The sequence below is a fragment of the Paenirhodobacter sp. genome, from assembly GCF_050177655.1.
Taxonomy (GTDB): domain Bacteria; phylum Pseudomonadota; class Alphaproteobacteria; order Rhodobacterales; family Rhodobacteraceae; genus Rhodobacter.
In genome coordinates this window covers 1-16649 of sequence record NZ_JBFXGV010000062.1, presented here as the reverse complement: position 1 = coordinate 16649, position 16649 = coordinate 1, and the positions used below count along the sequence as shown (strand labels likewise).

The following is a 16649-nucleotide window of genomic DNA, read 5'->3' as shown; positions in this document are numbered from 1 at the left end:
CGCCTCGCGCGCTAGGCGCTTTCGCGCTTTTATTCGCCGCCCCGCGCGCTAGTCTGGCGCAATGCGCGCGCCCTCCCCCCCGCCCTCGACGCTCCAGCACGCCCCCGCCAGGGGGATCGCGCTCAAGGTCTCCTCCGTGCTCGTCTTCATCGTGATGTCCTCGCTGATCAAGGCGACCTCGGACCATGTCCCCGCGGGCGAGTCGGTGTTCTTCCGCTCCTTCTGCGCGATCCCGGTGATCCTCGGCTGGCTCGCCTGGCGGCGCGAACTCTCGAGCGGGCTGCGCGTGCAGAACCCGCTCGGCCATGTCTGGCGCGGCGTCGCGGGGACGATGGCGATGGGGCTCGGCTTTGCCGGCCTCGCCTTCCTGCCGCTGCCCGAGGTCACGGCGCTCGGCTATGCCTCGCCGCTGCTCGTCGTGATCTTCGCCGCGATGTTTCTCGGCGAGCAGGTCCGCGCCTTTCGCCTCAGTGCGGTGGCGCTCGGCCTGATCGGGGTGATGATCGTGCTCTGGCCGCGGCTCGGCTCCTTCGAGGGGCGCGACCCCGCCGCCGCACTCGGCGCGGTGGTGACGCTGATGGGGGCGACCTTCGCCGCGATCGCCCAGGTCTTCGTGCGCAAGATGGTCGCGACCGAGCGCACCTCGGCGATCGTGTTCTGGTTCACCATGACCTCGACGGGGCTCTCCCTCATCACCGTGCCCTTCGGCTGGGTGCTGCCGACGCCGGGCGAGGCCGCGATCCTCGTCACCGCGGGGCTGCTTGGCGGTCTCGGGCAGATCCTGCTGACCTCCTCCTACCGCTTCGCCGATGCCTCGATCGTCGCGCCCTTCGACTATACCTCGATGATCTTTGCTCTCGGCATCGGCTATTTCGTCTTTGCCGAGGTGCCGACCTGGCCCATGCTCGGCGGCGCGGCGCTTATCATCCTTGCCGGCGTGCTGATCATCTGGCGCGAGCATCAGCTGGGCCTGCGCCGCGAGAGGCAGCGCAAGGCGATGACGCCGCAGGGCTGAATTTGCTGCAGCTGCGTCATATCGCGCAGACAACCGCCGCGCGAATCGTGGTAATTATGGCGCACCGACAGGAAGCAGGAGGCTGCCATGATGGAACATGTTACCGTCCACGCCACCAGTGACACGACCGTGCGCGTGAAACATTTCCTCGACCTCGCCCGCAAGGAGGGCATGCATCACATCGAGCTCGACCCCGGCCGTCGCCCCGGCGAGCGTCTGGCCCGCAAGGTCAGCGAAGTGCTGCGCATCGACCGTGACGAACTGGTCGAAGGCTGAACGGGCGGGACAGCCCGGGCCGAGGTCCGACGGGGAAAGTCGAAGGCGCGCCGCGGTGCGCCTTTTTTTCAACGCGGTCGCCTCCCGCGCGATTTCGTGCTAGGGTTGCGCACCGTCATCTGAAGGAGGCAGACATGACCCGTCATCTCATTGATCACGCGGCGCCGCAGGCCGAGGGGCCGCGGATGAAGCATTTCCTCGATCTCGCCCGCAAGGAAGGCGTGCATCCGGCGATCCGCGAACTGAACCAGCGCCCGCAGGCGCGCAGCGCGCGCAAGATCTCCGAGTTCCTGCGGGTCGAACGGGAAAACGTGGTCGAGGCCTGAGCGCTCCCACCCGAATGCAAAAGGCGCGCCCCGGGGCGCGCCTTCGTCGTTTACGCCCCGCCGCTCAGCTGCGGACGAGTTTCTCATAGGTCGCGGCGACCTCCTGCGTCAGCGCGCCGACCTCGAAACTGTAGGGGCCGATCTCACCCACCGGGGTCACCTCGGCGGCGGTGCCGGTCAGGAAGCACTGCTCGAAGCCCTCCATCTCATAGGGCTCGATATGGCGCTCCCAGACGCGGATGCCCTTTTCCTTCAGCAGGCCGATCACCGTCTGCCGGGTGATGCCGTTGAGGATCGCGTCCGGCAGCGGGGTGTGGACCTCGCCCTCCTTGACGAAGAAGATATTCGCGCCGGTCGCCTCGGCCACATAGCCGCGATAGTCGAAGAAGAGCGCATCCGAGCAGCCCTTCGCCTGCGCGGCGTGTTTCGACATCGTGCAGATCATGTAGAGCCCGGCCGCCTTCGCCGCCGAGGGGATCGTCTCGGGCGAAGGGCGCTTCCATTGCGCGATGTCGAGTTTCGCGCCCTTGGTCTTCGCGTCGCCGTAATAGGCGCCCCATTCCCAGCCCGCCACGACGAGCCGCACCGGGTTCTTCACCGCCGACACGCCCATCTCCTCGCCCGCGCCACGGAAGGCGAGCGGGCGCACATAGGCGTCGGTCCAGCCGTTCGCCTTCAGCATGTCGTATTTCGCCTTCTCGATCTCCTCGACCGAATACGGGATCTCCATGTCGAGCAGCTGCGCCGAATGCCGCAGGCGTTTCGAATGCTCCACGCCCTTGAAGATCTTGCCGTTGTAGCAGCGCTCGCCCTCGAAGACCGAGGAGGCGTAATGCAGCGCATGGGTGAGAACGTGAACATTCGCCTCGCGCCACGGCACCAGCTTGCCGTCCATCCAGATCCAGCCGTCGCGATCGTCGTAAGCCCCGGTCATGTCACCCTCCTTCGGAACCCGAGTTTTCGAATATTGCGCAGTAAACGTCCGTTTCGGACATAATATTGCGTAAAATCTGCACCTCGGTAACAATTGATTCTTGGAAAGTCAACAAGGCTGACGTAAAACCGGGAAAAGAGAGGTGGGATCATGGCCGATACCGGGGTGGCAGGGGGTGAGACCCTGCTGTTTCTGACCGACGAACAGCTGCGCAAGGGGATCGAGGCGATGTTCTTCGCCTATCGCGGCTTCACCGCCGATCCCGACCGGATCCTCGACAAGCACGGCTATGGCCGCGCCCATCACCGCGCGATCCATTTCATCAACCGCGAGCCGGGGCTCACGGTGACGACGCTGCTTTCCGTGCTCGGCGTGACGAAACAGTCGCTCAACCGGGTGTTGCGCACGCTGATCGAGGACGGTCTGGTCGAGAACCGCGTCGGCAAGCGCGACAAGCGCGAGCGGCATCTCTACCTGACCGAGGCGGGCAACACGCTCGAGCGCGAGCTGTCGGGCGCGCAGCGCGAACGGATGCGCCTGGCCTATCGCGCGGCCGGGCCGCAGGCGGTCGCGGGCTTTCGCCAGGTGCTCGAGGCGATGATGGATCCCGAGATGCGCCGCCATTACCAGATGCTGAAGGACACCGCCTGATGGGCGCCGGCGAACCGCATCTGCTGATCGTCGACGATGACGAACGGATCCGGGGGCTTTTGCAGAAGTTCCTGATGCGCAACGGCTTTCTCGTCACCGCCGCACGCGACGCGGCGCATGCGCGCCGGCTGCTCGCGGGGCTCGAGTTCAATCTGATCGTGCTCGACGTGATGATGCCGGGCGAGGACGGGCTGAGCCTGACGCGCGATCTGCGCGCGCATCGGGTGGCAACGCCGATCCTGCTCCTCACCGCGCGTGGCGAGACCCGCGAGCGGATCGAGGGGCTCGAGGCCGGCGCCGACGACTACCTCGCGAAACCCTTCGAGCCGAAGGAGCTCCTGCTGCGGATCAACGCGATCCTGCGCCGGGTGCCGGCGGCGGTGCAGACCGGGCCGAAATACATCACCCTCGGCCCGCTGCGCTACGACCAGGACCGCGGCGAGCTCTGGCAGGGGGAGACCCCGGTGCGGCTCACCGCGACCGAGGTGCAGCTGATGCGGATCTTCGCCGCCCGCGCGGGCGAGGTGGTGAGCCGCACCGACCTCGTCGAGGAGCTTGGCCGCGACCGCGCCGCGCCCCCCGAGGAGGCCGCGGGCGACCGCGCCGTCGACGTTCAGATCACGCGCCTGCGCCGCAAGATCGAACCCGACCCGCGCGAGCCGCGCTACCTGCAGACGGTGCGCGGGCTGGGCTACATGCTCGCCCCCGACTGAGACCGATTCCCGCGCCGCCCCGCTGCGAGCGGTAACGGAATGCCGCCGCCCGGCGCCGCCGCGCCCGGCCCTGCCACCTTCTGCGGCACGCAAGCGAAATCCTTGCCACGGCAGCGCATTTCCGAGGTGCTGCGCGCGAATGTCTTCTGGACGGATTGGGGCGCGATTGCTAAAGAACCGCCATGTTTGGCGGCACTTTCGTGCGGCCCGGCACGTCGTATCGGCCTCATCCGAGGCCCCGGAAGGGAGAAGATTCGTGTCCCACGCAGAAGATCACGCAGGCACCCGGAGGGATTTCCTCTACTACGCAACCGCCGGAACCGGCGCCGTGGTCACCGGCATGGCCGTCTGGCCGCTGGTGAACCAGATGAACGCTTCGGCCGACGTCAAGGCGATGTCCTCGATCTACGTCGACATCTCGGGCATCGAGACCGGCACCCAGCTGACCGTGAAATGGCGCGGCAAGCCGGTGTTCATCCGCCGCCGCACCCAGGAAGACATCGACCTCGCCCGTTCGGTCGACATCACGACGCTGACCGACCAGACCTCGGAAAACGCCAACAAGCCGGGCACCGACGCCTCGGACCAGAACCGCACCCTCGACGAGGCCGGCGAATGGCTGGTGATGATGGGTGTCTGCACCCACCTCGGCTGCGTGCCGCTCGGCAATGCCGGTGACTTCGGTGGCTGGTTCTGCCCCTGCCACGGCTCGCACTACGACTCGGCCGGCCGCATCCGCAAGGGCCCCGCGCCGCGCAACCTCGACATTCCGATCGCGGCCTTCACCGACGACACCACGATCAAGCTCGGCTAAGAGCTCGGGACGCAAAAGGGACAGAACAATATGGCTGGAATTCCTCACGACCATTACGAGCCCAAGACGGGCATCGAGAAATGGCTGCACGAGCGTCTGCCCGTCGTGGCGCTGATCTATGACACGATCATGATCCCCACGCCGAAGAACCTCAACTGGTGGTGGATCTGGGGCATCGTCCTCGCATTCTGCCTCGTGCTTCAGATCGTCACCGGCATCGTGCTGGTGATGCACTACACCCCGCATGTCTCGCTCGCCTTCGCTTCGGTCGAGCACATCATGCGCGACGTGAACGGCGGCTACGCGCTGCGTTACGTCCATGCGAACGGCGCCTCGCTGTTCTTCTTCGCCGTCTATATCCACATCTTCCGCGGCCTGTTCTACGGCTCCTACAAGGCGCCCCGCGAAGTGACCTGGATCGTCGGCATGATCATCTACCTGTGCATGATGGGCACCGCCTTCATGGGCTACGTGCTGCCCTGGGGCCAGATGTCGTTCTGGGGGGCCACGGTGATCACCGGTCTCTTCGGCGCGATCCCCGGCATCGGGCCGCATATCCAGGCCTGGCTGCTCGGCGGGCCGGCGGTCGACAACGCGACGCTGAACCGCTTCTTCTCGCTGCACTACCTGCTGCCCTTCGTGATCGCCGCGCTCGTCGCCGTTCACATCTGGGCCTTCCACACCACGGGCAACAACAACCCGACCGGTGTCGAAGTGCGCCGCGGCTCCAAGGCCGAGGCCGAGAAGGACACCCTGCCCTTCTGGCCCTATTTCGTGATCAAGGATCTGTTCGCGCTGGCCCTCGTGCTCACGATCTTCTTCGCGGTGGTGGGCTTCATGCCGAACTACCTCGGCCACCCGGACAACTACACCGAGGCGAACCCGCTCTCGACGCCCGCGCATATCGTGCCCGAATGGTACTTCCTGCCGTTCTACGCGATCCTGCGCGCCTTCACCGCCGACGTCTGGGCGGTGATCCTGGTGAACAAGATCACCTTCGGCATCGTCGACGCGAAGTTCTTCGGCGTGCTCGCCATGTTCGGCGCGATCATCGCGATGGCGCTCGCGCCCTGGCTCGATACCTCCAAGGTCCGTTCGGGCGCCTATCGCCCGATGTTCAAATGGTGGTTCCGCCTGCTCGTGATCGACTTCGTCGTGCTGATGTGGGTGGGTGCGATGCCGACCGACGGGATCTATCCCTATATCTCGCTGATCGGTGCGACCTACTGGTTCGCCTATTTCTTCGTGATCCTGCCGCTGCTCGGCCTGTTCGAGAAGCCGCTGCCGATGCCGGCGACGATCGAAGAAGACTTCAAGAGCCACTACGGCACGCCGGCTGAGTAAGGATGAGGACTGGAATCATGAAGAAACTCCTGATCTCTGCCGTTTCCGCTCTGGTGCTGGGCGCCGGTTCGGCGATGGCCTCGGAAGGCGGCAACGTGCCGGACTTCGCCTTCTCCTTCGAAGGCCCCTTCGGTCGCTTCGACCAGCAGCAGCTCCGCCGCGGCTTCCAGGTCTACAAGGAAGTCTGCTCGGCCTGCCACGGTCTGAAATACGTCCCGATCCGCACGCTGTCCGATCCCGGCGGCCCGGAAATGGACCCGACCTGGGTGCGCACCTTTGCCGCCGATCTCGACCCGGTGGTCGACCCGGACACCGGCGAGGAGCGTCCGCGCAAGGAGACCGACCACTTCCCGATCCGCACCGGTGACGGCATGGGCCCGGATCTCAGCCTGATGGCGAAGGCGCGTGCGGGCTTCCACGGCCCCTACGGCACCGGCATCGCGCAGCTGTTCAACGGCATCGGCGGCCCGGAATACATCCACGCCCTGCTGAACGGCTTCACCGGCGAGGAAAAGGAAGAGGCTGGCAACACCTTCTACGAGAACCACATCTTCTCGACCGGCTGGATCAAGATGCCGCCGCCGCTCTCGGACGACCTCGTGGAATACGAGGACGGCACCCCGGCGACGGTCGAGCAGATGTCGGAAGACGTCGCGACCTTCCTGATGTGGGCGGCCGAACCGAAGATGATGGCGCGCAAGGACATGGGCTTCACCGCCGTGATCATGCTCGGCCTGCTGACGGTTCTGCTTTACCTCACCAACAAGCGGATCTGGGCGCCCCACAAGGGCAAGCACTGATCGCCTGACGGATCGTCAAGGACATGAAACGCGCCCCCCCGGGGCGCGTTTTCCTTTGGGGGCGGCGGAGGGGGCGCTGCCCCCGGCTGCGCCTCCCCCGGGATATTTTGGCTCTGTAGAAACGAAGCGGGGGGCGGCGCGCGCTTTGCGATGGCCGCCGCGGCCGGCTTCGCCTAGGGTCGGGACAAAGGAGACCCAGATGCCCGAGACCCGTGCCCCGCGCCTTTGCGTGCTGATCGACGCCGACAACGTGCCCTCGGGCTATGCCGAGGCGATCTTCGAGGAGATCGCCGGGCTTGGCGAGGCCTCGGTGCGGCGCATCTACGGCGACTGGTCGGCAGTGCGGCTGGCCGGCTGGGCGCGCAAGGTCAACGCGCTCGGCATGGTCGCCGATCAGCAATTCGCCAATACCAAGGGCAAGAACGCCTCCGACATCGGCCTCGTGATCGCGGCGATGGATTTCCTGCATTCGGGCCTGTTCGATGCCTTCGTGCTGGTCTCCTCGGACAGCGATTTCACCCGGCTGGCCGCGCGCATCCGCGAACAGGGGCTCGACGTCTACGGCATGGGCGAGAAGAAGACGCCCGAGGCCTTCCGCAACGCCTGCAAGCGCTTCATCTATGTCGAGAACCTCGGCGCGGAGACCGCCCCCGCCGCCGCGCGCCCCGAACCCGAGGCGGCGCCGCAGCCGAACGACCCGGCGCCCGACGCCCCCGCCGCGACCGGGCCGCAGCCCCCCACCAAGGCGATCCCGCTGATCGTTGCGGCGATGAAGCGGATCGGTTCGGAAGAGGAATGGTATTCGCTCGGCCAGCTCGGTCAGTTCATCACCCAGGCGAACCCGGATTTCGACAGCCGCACCTATGGCTATGCGAAGCTCTCCGACCTGCTCGAACGCACCGGCCGCTTCGAGGTGAAACGCGAGCGCAACCACCTGATGGTGCGCGACAAGGCCTAGCCCTTCGCGCCATAGCGCGCCAGGAACATCTCGACCGCGCCGTCGATCACCCGCTTGCGGTCGTATGTATTGCCCTTGCAGTCGACACCGCAAAGCAGCCGGCAATGGATGCCGACCTTGCACAGCTCGAGAAACTGGTCCGCGGCGAGGTCGATATCCTCGATCACCAGCGCCCCGCGCTCGGTCGCCTTGCGCAGATAGGCGGTGACGCGGCTGTGCACGAGCTCGGGACCGGAGCGGTAGAAATCCTCGCCGAGCTGCGGGAAACGGTCGCTCTCGGCCACGCAGAGCCGGTAGGTCTGCAGCCCGAAATCGGAGGTGATATAGTCGATGAAGCGCGCCGCGGCTAGGGAAAGCACGGTCGCGACCGGCATTTCGGCGGCGTTGACAAGCTCGACCGCCTCATCGGCCTGGCGCTCGCATTCGCCCTGCGCCACCGCCATGAACAACAGCCGCTTGTCGGGGAAATAGCTGTAAAGCGTGGCTTTCGACACCCCCGCCGCCCGCGCGATATCGTCGACCGAGGCGCCCTCGAACCCGTCGCGCAGGAACACCTGCCGCGCGCCGTCGAGCACCTGATCGAATTTCCGCCCCTTGCGGATCGTCGCTTTCGCCTCGGTCATCCTGCGTCCCCCGTTCCGTTCCACCTTAAACCGTGCGGTTCAGTCGCCGCAAGGCACCGCCGCCGGAACGCAACGGGCCGGGAGGCGCTCCGCCCCCCGGCCCGTCCGTGCGATGCGCGGCGATCAGGCCCCGAAGGCGGCGTCGAGTTCCTGCGCCTTCTTCGTCGAGGGATGTTCCGCGCAGCGCGCGACCCAATCCTTCACCGAAGCGATTTCCGGGATGAAATCGGGCCGCCACAGGAAGACCGAGGCCATCAGCAGATCGGCCGCGGAATATTTGTCGCCAAGCAGCCAGGGCCCGCCCTCGAGCGCGGTGGCGAGCGTCGCGCCGATTTCCTCGAGGCCGCGGAAGGTCGCGTGGAAGGCGGGGTGGTCGATGTCGATGTATTTCGCCACGCGCACCGGCTCGACGACGCCCTGATAATAGGCCATCCAGCTCAGGAACTGGCCGCGCTTCGCCTCGCCCGGCATCGGGGCGAGCTTCGCTTCCGGGAATTTCTCGCACAGGTAGGTGAAGATCGCCGAACGCTCGCGCACCGTGTCCTCACCGTCGGTGAGGAAGGGCACCTTGCCCTCGGGATGCGGGTTCGCCGCATCGCGCGCGCCCGAACCGTCGGCGCGGGCAATGTCGACCTGCTTGATCGCGACCTTGTTGAGCGCGCCGAGCTCGATCAGCAGCGCGAGCACGCCCGTGGAGCGCGAATTCGGGGAATGGTAGAGGGTGATCATCAGAGAACCTCCTGAGCCGATAATGACGGCGGGGGCCCCGCCGCGTGGATCGAGCCGGGCGCCACGGGGGCGACCGGTCTTGCGCATCGTCTAGCACAGCCGCACGTCGCGCAACTTGATTTGGCTCAGCTTCGCAGCAGAGTGCAGAAATTGCGCGCAATTATCTTGCGCAATGCGAAACCTCAGCAGCGCCCCGCCGTCAGCGCGCGGGTGAAGGCGCGCAAAAGCGCCACCCGGCGCGGGCGAAAGCTTTCGTCGGCCGGGGCGATCGCGACCATCCGCGCGACGATGAACTTGCGGAAATCCTGGCGCAATCCGCACCAGGCGAGCAGCATCAGCTCGCGGTCGAGATAGACGAGGCCGAGCGGCCAGATCCGCCGCGCCGTCTCCGCCCCGCCCGCGTCGCGATAGCGCAGATCGAGCGCGCGCTCCTCCCAGCAGGCGGCGCGGATCACCTCGAGATCGACCGGCGCCGAGGCGCGGCGCTCGAACCGGTAGGAGGAGAGCACCGCATGCGCGGCCTGATGCGCCCGCGTCTCGGGCAGCGTAGCGGTGATCTTGGCGAGCGCCATCTCCCCCGCCCGGGCAAGCGCCGGATCGCCGAGATGGCGCAGCTCGGCGATGCCGAGCGTCAGCGCCTCGATCTCCAGCCGCGTCAGATTCTGCGGCGGCAGCGCCGGATCCTCGGCCAGCGTATAGCCATAACCCGCCTCCCCCTCGATCCGCGCGCCGCCCGCGCGCAGCGCCTCGATATCGCGATAAAGCGTGCGCTCGGAAACGCCCGTCTCCTCCGCCAGCCGCGCGGCGGTGAGCGGCGCGGGCAGGCGCCGCATCGCATCGAGCAGGCGAAACAGGCGATCGGAGCGGGACATCGGAGATCCTGACAGCTTCTGACAGGAGCACTCTGGCAGGATGCTGCTGTCAGATCCAGTCAGGAGACCTACGATGATCACCCTCTACCACTCCCCGAACTCCCGCTCGACCTCGGTGCTCGCGCTTCTGCGCGAGCTCGGCGCCGAGGAAAAGGTCACGATCCGCCGCGTCGAGATCCCCCGCGCCGACGGCTCGGGCGCGCGCGATCCGGCGAACCCGCACCCGGAGGGCAAGGTGCCCTTTCTGACGAACGGGGCGGACACGGTGCGCGAACGCGGCGCGATCTTCACCTATCTGTGCGAGATCTTCCCCGATGCGGGCATGGCCCCGATGCCGGGCGAGGAGGGGCGCGGCGCGTTCCTGAGCTGGATGGCCTATTATCAGGGCGTGATCGAGCCGGTCTTCGTGCTGAACATGCTGGGGCTCGACAATCCGCGCCTGCAGGCCACCTTCCGCGGCCTGCCCGAGATCACCGAAGCCCTCACCGCCGCGCTTTCGCAAGGCCCCTGGCTTCTGGGCGAGAGCTACTCGGCGGCGGATCTTCTGATCGCCTCGCCCTTCCTGTGGTTCCCCGAGCTTTGCCCCGACCATCCCGTGGTGCGCGACTGGGTCGCGCGCGCGGGCGAGCGCCCCTCGGCGCTCTGGGCGAAACAGCGAGACGACGCCTGAGGACGTCGCGGCGGGATCAGCCGATCTCGCCGCGCACCCCGCCGGTCTGCGCCCGGTCGAGGAGCAGATGGTCGAGCAGCACGCAGGCCATCATCGCCTCGGCGACGGGCACCGCGCGGATGCCGACGCAGGGGTCGTGGCGCCCCTTGGTCACGACCTCGACCGCCTCGCCCGCGGTGTTGATCGAGCGGCGCGGCGTCAGGATCGAGGAGGTCGGCTTGACCGAGAAGCGCAGCACGACCGGCTGGCCCGTGGTGATGCCGCCAAGAATGCCGCCGGCGTGGTTGGTCAGGAACTCGGGGCCGTTCGGGCCCATCACGATCTCGTCGGCGTTTTCGGTGCCCATCAGGGCGCCCGCCGCCATCCCCTCGCCGATCTCGACCGCCTTCACCGCGTTGATCGTCATCATCGCCGCGGCCAGATCGCTGTCCATCTTCGCATAGATCGGCGCGCCGAGGCCCGGGGGCACGCCCTCGGCCACCAGCTCGATCACCGCGCCGACCGAATTCTGCTGCTTGCGGATCGCCTCGAGGTAATCGCTCCATTCCGCCACCGCCTCGGCATCGGGGATGAAGAACGGGTTGCGCAGGATCTCCTCGCGGTCGAAACGCTCGCGCGAGATGTGTTTCGCGCCCATCTGGATCATGTAGCCGGTGATCCGCAGCCCCGGCACCAGCGCGCGCAGCACCGCCTGCGCGACGCCCCCCGCCGCGACCCGCGCCGCCGTCTCGCGCGCGCTCGAGCGCCCGCCGCCGCGCGGATCACGGATGCCGTATTTCAGATGATAGGTGATGTCGGCATGGCCCGGGCGGAACTGCCGCGCGATCTCGCCGTAATCCTTGCTGCGCTGGTCGGTGTTCTCGATCATCAGCTGGATCGGCGTGCCCGTCGTGCGCCCCTCGAAGGTGCCCGAGAGGATCTTCACCCGGTCCGGCTCCTGCCGCTGCGTCGTCATCTTCGACTGGCCAGGGCGGCGGCGGTCGAGGAAGACCTGGATGAACTCCTCGGAGATCTCGATGCCGGGCGGGCAGCCGTCGACGGTCGCGCCCAGCGCGGGCCCGTGGCTTTCCCCCCAGGTGGTGACGCGGAAGATGTGACCGAAGCTGTTGTAGGACATGGGCGCCTCCCTTTCCCGTTGCTCTAGCAAGCGCCGGGCCGCAAAACAATCCGCCCCCGGACAAACCGCCGCGATGCGACGCCCTGCCCCTTGCGGGGGCGGCGCAAGCTGCCACAGTGGGCCGCGCCCCGAAAGACCGGGAGGAAAGAGGATGACGACCCCGACGACGACCCCGCGCAGGCGCCTGCCGCTCACCGGGCAGATCCTGATCGCGATGGGCGCGGGCGCGGGCTGCGGCCTCGCGCTCGAGGCCTGGGGAACGGAATGGCTGTCGAGCTGGCTCGTCGAGGGGCTCTTCGCGATGCTCGGCACGATGTTCCTCAACGCGCTGAAGATGCTGGTGGTGCCGCTCGTCTTCTTCTCGCTGCTCTGCGGGGTCACCGGGATCGGCGATATCGGCGCGCTCGGCCGGGTCGGGGGCAAGGCGCTCGGCCTTTATCTGCTGACCACGGCGATCGCGATCTCCTCGGCGATCCTGATCGCCCTCGCCATCGCGCCGGGCGAGGGGTTCGATCTCGGCACCGCGCCGGTCGACGGCTTTACCGACGGCAAGGCCCCCTCGCTTTGGGAGACCTTCGCCGCGATCGTGCCCGACAACCCCATCGCCGCCTTCGCCGGGGGCGAGATGCTGCAGATCATCTTCTACACGATCGTGCTCGGCATCGCGGTGCTGATGCTCGGCGCGCGCTCGAAACCCTTCGTCGCCGCCGCGGCCTATATGAACGAGGTGATGATGAAGATCGTCACCATCGTGATGACCTTCGCCCCGATCGGCGTCTTCGCCCTGATCGCGCGCAGTTTCGCCGAGCAGGGCGCGGCGCTGTTCCTGCCGGTGCTCGCCTATGTCGGCACGCTGCTGCTTGCCCTCGCCGTGCATCTCTTCGTGACGCAGATGGCGCTTCTGAAGCTCTTCTCCGGGCTGAACCCGCTGATCTTCCTGCGCGACATCCACCCCGCGCAGGTCTTCGCCTTTTCCACCGCCTCCTCGACCGCGACGATCCCGGTCACGCTGCGCGCGGTGACCGAGCGGATCGGCGTGAGCCAACCCGTCGCCGCCTTCACCGTGCCCTTCGGCGCCACGATCAATATGGATGGCACCGCGATCATGCAGGGCGTCGCCACCGTCTTTCTCGCCCATGTCTACGGCATCGAGCCGGGGCTTTCGGGCTATCTCGGGGTGATCGTGATGGCGGTGCTCGCCTCGATCGGCACCGCCGGGGTGCCCGGGGTCGGCACCGTGATGCTGACCATGGTGCTCACCGAGGTCGGCCTGCCGATCGAGGGGATCGCGCTGATCCTCGGCGTCGACCGGCTGATGGACATGGCGCGCACCGTCGTCAACGTCACCGGCGACGCGGTGGTGACGACGATCGTCGCGCGCTCCGAGGGGGCGCTCGACCTGCGCACCTTCGCCAATCCGAAGGCGGGGGAGGAAGGCGACGCGCTGCACATCAATCCGCGGGCAAAGAAGGAGCTGGCCAAGATCGCCGCGCCGCGCTGAGGCGGGCTCAGCCGCGGATGATCTTGCCCATCATGTCGGTCTTCCACAGGAACTGATGCGCGAGCGCGAGGCTCACATGCACCGCGATCAGAAGCCAGAAGAGCGGGCGCAGCACATCGGCATGCAGAAAGCGCGCAATCTCGCTGCCGCCGTAATAGCCGAGCATCCCGGTCAGCGGCATCGCGAAGAAGAGCGCGTAGAACACCCATTGGCCGAAGCGCGCGAGCACCCGGAAGAACCAGGGCGCCCCCATCGGCTCGGGCGGCACGCCGAAGCTCAGCCGCAGCAGGAGCCGCAGCACGGCCAGCGCGATCACCGCAGACCCGATGCCCACATGCAGCGCCTCGGAGGGGTGGAAGCCGATCTCGAGCCCCACCCCGCCCATCGCCTGCGGCAGCGCGAGATTGGTGAGGATCAGCGCCACCATGCTCCAGTGCAGGAGCCGCTGGGCGAGCGAGAAACTGGGGGGAAGGCTGCGCATCGACGACCTCATTGCCGCCAGACGGGCGGTCTGTTGCAATCTGTCCAGCCACCTCCCGTTTCGCGCCCCGGGGCGGGAAAGGCAAGGCTGTAAGTCGAGTGTTTTTGTCGCAGATCGCGCCCCGCCCCGCCTTCCCCTTGCGCGCGCGCGCCCCTGCGCTATGGTGCGTGCCACCTCGGGGTGCTCCGTCAGGGGCTGAGATGCGCAAGCGAACCCGTCGAACCTGAACCGGTTAAGACCGGCGGAGGGAAGGTATCCGGGTTCTCCGGCCTGACCCCGCCCGTCAAGCCATTGGAGACCAGAATGAAGAAAACTCTGATGCTTGCGGGACTGCTCGGCACCGTCGCCACGATGGCGATGGCCGCGGACAAGCCCGTGCTCACCGTCTATGCCCCCGATTACTTCACCTCCGAATGGGGTCCGGGCCCGGCGATCGAGACCGGCTTCGAGCAGATCTGCGATTGCGATCTGCGCTTCGTCGCGGGCGACGTGCTGCCGCGGATCCTGCTCGAGGGCGAGAAGACCGAGGCCGATGTCGCGATCGGGCTGAACACCGACGTCACCGCGCGCGCCCGCGCCTCGGGCCTGTTTGCGCCGCATAACGAGGATACCTCGCGCCTCGATCTGCCGGTGAAATGGGAGGACGACACTTTCCTCCCCTTCGACTGGTCGGAGACCGCCTTCGTCTATGACAAGACGAAGCTGAAAAATCCGCCGAAGTCCTTCGCCGAGCTGCTCGACGCCCCGGCCGATGCCTACAAGATCGCGATCGAGGATCCGCGTTCCTCCATTTCCGGGCTGGCGCTGCTGCTTTGGGTGAAGGCGGTCTATGGCGACCAATCGGCCGAGGCCTGGGCCAAGCTCGCGCCGAAGGTGCTGACCGTGACGCAGGACTGGTCCACCGCCTACGGCCTCTTCACCGATGGCGAGGTGGACATGGTGCTGAGCTTCACCACCTCGCCCGCCTATCACATCATTGCCGAGCAGGACGACACCAAGGCCGCCGCGATCTTCCCCGAGGGACATTACCTCTACACCGAGCTCGTGGCGCAGCTGAAAACCTCGAAACAGCCCGAACTGGCGCAGAAATTCATGGATTACGTCCTTTCCGACGACTTCCAGGGCATGATCGCGACGGCGAACTGGTCCTATCCGGTGATCATGAAGCCCGACTTCCTGCCCGAGGGTTTCGCCACCCTGCCCCGCCCGGAAAAGACGCTCTCCTTCAGCGAGGCGGAGGCCGAGGCGCTGCGTGGCCCGGCGCTTGACGAATGGCGCGCGGCCTTCCGCAAATGATGCCGGCGGCACTGGCCGCGGCGCTTGTCGCCGCGCTGGTGCTGGCCCCCCTCGGCGCGGTGATGCTCCGCGCCGGGGGGCTTTCCGCGCTTGGCCCCGCCGATCTCGAGGCGCTCTGGTTCACGCTCTGGCAGGCCGCGGCCTCGGCGCTCTTCTCCTGCGCGCTCGCCGTGCCGGTCGCGCGCGCGCTCTACCGGCGCCGGTTCCCGGGGCGCGGGGCGCTCATCTCGCTGATGGGGGCGCCGTTCCTTTTGCCGACGATCGTCGCGGTGATGGGGCTGATCGCGGTCTTCGGCCGGCGCGGCGCGGTGAACGCGCTGCTCGGCGCGATCGGCCTGCCCGGGGTGACGATCTACGGCGCCCATGGCGTCATCCTCGCCCATGTCTTCTTCAACCTGCCGCTGGCGGTGCGGATGGTGCTGCATGGCTGGCAGGCGATCCCGGCCGAGCGGCTGCGCCTTGCCGCGAGCCTCGGCTTCGGCGGGGCAGAGATCGCGCGTCATCTCGAACGCCCGATGCTGCGCGCGGTGCTGCCCGGCGCCTTTCTCGCGATCTTCCTCGTCTGCCTGACCTCCTTCGCGATCGCGCTGACCTTGGGCGGCGGCCCGCAGGCGACGACGATCGAGGTCGCGATCTATCAGGCCTTCCGCTTCGACGCCGATCTCGGCCGCGCCGCGGCGCTCGCCGCGCTGCAGGTGGCGATCTCGCTGATCGCGCTGGCGCTGAGCTGGCGCATCGCGCTCCCCGAAAGCTTCGGCGCCGGGCTCGATCGGCCACTGCCGCCGGGGCTCTTGCCCGCGGGCCCGCTCCCGCGCGCGCTCGACGCGCTGGCGCTGATCGCCGCAAGCCTCTTCCTGCTCACCCCGCTCGCCGCGATCCTTTCGCGCGGCCTGCCCGCGATGGCCGATCTGCCGCCTTCGGTCTGGCGCGCCACCGCCACCTCGCTTGGCATCGCCACCGGCGCGACCCTGCTCACCCTCGCCCTCGCCCTGCCGCTTGCCCTCGCCGCCCCCCGCGCGCGCTGGGCCGAGGCGGCGGCGATGGCGCCGATGACCGCCTCGGCGCTCGTACTCGGCACCGGGCTTTTCCTCATCGCGCAGCCGTTCGTGCGGCCGACCGCGCTCGCGCTGCCGGTGACGCTGCTCACCAATGCCGCGCTGTCGCTGCCCTTCGCGGTGCGCCTCCTGATCCCCGAGGTCCGCGTGCTGCAGGCCGATTACGACCGGCTCGCCGCCTCCCTCGACCTGAGCGGCCTTGCCCGGCTGCGCCTCCTGACCCTGCCGCGCCTCGCCCGGCCGCTCGGGTTTTCCGCGGGCCTCGCCGCCGCCTTCTCGATGGGCGATCTCGGCGTCATCACGCTCTTCTCCGATGGCCGGATCCAGACCCTCCCCCTCGCGCTTTATCAGCTGATGGGCAGCTACCGGATGGATCAGGCCGCCGGCGCCGCCTGCCTGCTGATGGGCCTCACCTTCGCGCTCTTCTTCGCGCTCGACCGGATCGGACAGCATGCTGACCCTCGATAAGCTCCT

At 67.6% G+C, this 16649-nt stretch carries 19 protein-coding genes and 1 riboswitch; of the genes, 13 read left to right on the top strand and 6 right to left on the bottom strand.

The genetic code is table 11. The annotated features are described in order from the left end of the window. Positions 1 to 61: 61 nt before the first annotated feature. The 3 genes from AB7U46_RS16375 (at position 62) to AB7U46_RS16365 (ending at position 1617) form a co-directional block, all read left to right on the top strand. Complete coding sequence (locus tag AB7U46_RS16375) at positions 62 to 1015, top strand: DMT family transporter (RefSeq protein WP_428338058.1); 954 nt, start codon at positions 62 to 64, stop codon at positions 1013 to 1015. A gap of 87 nt (positions 1016 to 1102) precedes the next feature. After that, on the top strand, positions 1103 to 1291 hold the full coding sequence (locus AB7U46_RS16370) for a hypothetical protein (protein ID WP_428338057.1): 189 nt from the start codon (positions 1103 to 1105) through the stop codon (positions 1289 to 1291). Between the two features lie 134 nt (positions 1292 to 1425). Further along, the gene (locus AB7U46_RS16365) at positions 1426 to 1617 is read left to right on the top strand and encodes a hypothetical protein (protein ID WP_428338056.1); all 192 of its coding nucleotides are present in this window, start codon (positions 1426 to 1428) and stop codon (positions 1615 to 1617) included. Between the two features lie 64 nt (positions 1618 to 1681). On the opposite strand, the gene AB7U46_RS16360 is transcribed toward AB7U46_RS16365, so the two are convergent. Further along, complete coding sequence (locus AB7U46_RS16360; RefSeq protein ID WP_428338055.1) at positions 1682 to 2551, bottom strand: branched-chain amino acid aminotransferase; 870 nt, start codon at positions 2549 to 2551, stop codon at positions 1682 to 1684. A gap of 150 nt (positions 2552 to 2701) precedes the next feature. On the opposite strand from AB7U46_RS16360, the gene AB7U46_RS16355 reads away from it, so the two are divergent. The 6 genes from AB7U46_RS16355 to AB7U46_RS16330 all read left to right on the top strand — a co-directional run bounded on the left by AB7U46_RS16355 (position 2702) and on the right by AB7U46_RS16330 (position 7831). After that, positions 2702 to 3202, top strand: a complete 501-nt coding sequence (locus tag AB7U46_RS16355) for a MarR family winged helix-turn-helix transcriptional regulator (RefSeq protein WP_428338054.1) — start codon at positions 2702 to 2704, stop codon at positions 3200 to 3202. After that, on the top strand, positions 3202 to 3915 hold the full coding sequence (locus tag AB7U46_RS16350; protein WP_428338053.1) for a response regulator: 714 nt from the start codon (positions 3202 to 3204) through the stop codon (positions 3913 to 3915). The genes AB7U46_RS16355 and AB7U46_RS16350 overlap by 1 nt, the downstream gene beginning before the upstream one ends. 256 nt (positions 3916 to 4171) lie before the next feature. Next, complete coding sequence (gene petA, locus AB7U46_RS16345; RefSeq protein ID WP_428338052.1) at positions 4172 to 4729, top strand: ubiquinol-cytochrome c reductase iron-sulfur subunit; 558 nt, start codon at positions 4172 to 4174, stop codon at positions 4727 to 4729. 30 nt (positions 4730 to 4759) lie between these two features. After that, the gene (gene petB / locus AB7U46_RS16340) at positions 4760 to 6073 is read left to right on the top strand and encodes a cytochrome b (RefSeq protein WP_428338051.1); all 1314 of its coding nucleotides are present in this window, start codon (positions 4760 to 4762) and stop codon (positions 6071 to 6073) included. A 14-nt stretch (positions 6074 to 6087) separates the two neighbouring features. Beyond that, the gene (locus tag AB7U46_RS16335) at positions 6088 to 6873 is read left to right on the top strand and encodes a cytochrome c1 (protein WP_428338059.1); all 786 of its coding nucleotides are present in this window, start codon (positions 6088 to 6090) and stop codon (positions 6871 to 6873) included. 199 nt (positions 6874 to 7072) lie between these two features. Beyond that, entirely contained in the window at positions 7073 to 7831 is a 759-nt protein-coding gene (locus AB7U46_RS16330; protein WP_428338050.1) for an NYN domain-containing protein, read from the top strand. Here the strand turns inward: AB7U46_RS16330 and AB7U46_RS16325 are convergent. From AB7U46_RS16325 to AB7U46_RS16315, 3 genes are all read right to left on the bottom strand, one after another. Continuing rightward, a complete protein-coding gene (locus AB7U46_RS16325; protein WP_428338049.1) occupies positions 7828 to 8454 on the bottom strand; it encodes a TetR/AcrR family transcriptional regulator in 627 nt (208 codons plus the stop codon). The genes AB7U46_RS16330 and AB7U46_RS16325 overlap by 4 nt on opposite strands. A gap of 123 nt (positions 8455 to 8577) precedes the next feature. Next, positions 8578 to 9183, bottom strand: a complete 606-nt coding sequence (locus AB7U46_RS16320) for a glutathione S-transferase family protein (RefSeq protein WP_428338048.1) — start codon at positions 9181 to 9183, stop codon at positions 8578 to 8580. Positions 9184 to 9365: 182 nt separating this feature from the next. Continuing rightward, positions 9366 to 10055, bottom strand: coding sequence for a helix-turn-helix transcriptional regulator (locus tag AB7U46_RS16315; protein WP_428338047.1), 690 nt, complete (start codon positions 10053 to 10055; stop codon positions 9366 to 9368). 73 nt (positions 10056 to 10128) lie between these two features. Here AB7U46_RS16315 and AB7U46_RS16310 point away from each other — a divergent pair, with 73 nt between their 5' ends. Continuing rightward, positions 10129 to 10725, top strand: coding sequence for a glutathione S-transferase family protein (locus AB7U46_RS16310; RefSeq protein ID WP_428338045.1), 597 nt, complete (start codon positions 10129 to 10131; stop codon positions 10723 to 10725). A gap of 16 nt (positions 10726 to 10741) precedes the next feature. On the opposite strand, the gene aroC is transcribed toward AB7U46_RS16310, so the two are convergent. Further along, entirely contained in the window at positions 10742 to 11842 is a 1101-nt protein-coding gene (gene aroC, locus AB7U46_RS16305; RefSeq protein WP_428338044.1) for a chorismate synthase, read from the bottom strand. Between the two features lie 151 nt (positions 11843 to 11993). On the opposite strand from aroC, the gene AB7U46_RS16300 reads away from it, so the two are divergent. Further along, positions 11994 to 13343, top strand: a complete 1350-nt coding sequence (locus tag AB7U46_RS16300; protein ID WP_428338043.1) for a dicarboxylate/amino acid:cation symporter — start codon at positions 11994 to 11996, stop codon at positions 13341 to 13343. A gap of 7 nt (positions 13344 to 13350) precedes the next feature. On the opposite strand, the gene AB7U46_RS16295 is transcribed toward AB7U46_RS16300, so the two are convergent. Continuing rightward, a complete protein-coding gene (locus AB7U46_RS16295) occupies positions 13351 to 13824 on the bottom strand; it encodes a cytochrome b (RefSeq protein WP_428338042.1) in 474 nt (157 codons plus the stop codon). A gap of 166 nt (positions 13825 to 13990) precedes the next feature. Next, a riboswitch (TPP riboswitch) is annotated at positions 13991 to 14091 on the top strand. A 36-nt stretch (positions 14092 to 14127) separates the two neighbouring features. Here AB7U46_RS16295 and thiB point away from each other — a divergent pair. Both thiB and AB7U46_RS16285 read left to right on the top strand, forming a co-directional pair. Beyond that, positions 14128 to 15120, top strand: a complete 993-nt coding sequence (gene thiB / locus AB7U46_RS16290) for a thiamine ABC transporter substrate binding subunit (RefSeq protein ID WP_428338041.1) — start codon at positions 14128 to 14130, stop codon at positions 15118 to 15120. Continuing rightward, the gene (locus AB7U46_RS16285) at positions 15096 to 16643 is read left to right on the top strand and encodes a thiamine/thiamine pyrophosphate ABC transporter permease ThiP (protein ID WP_428338040.1); all 1548 of its coding nucleotides are present in this window, start codon (positions 15096 to 15098) and stop codon (positions 16641 to 16643) included. Before thiB ends, AB7U46_RS16285 begins: the two co-directional genes overlap by 25 nt. Positions 16644 to 16649 lie beyond the last annotated feature (6 nt).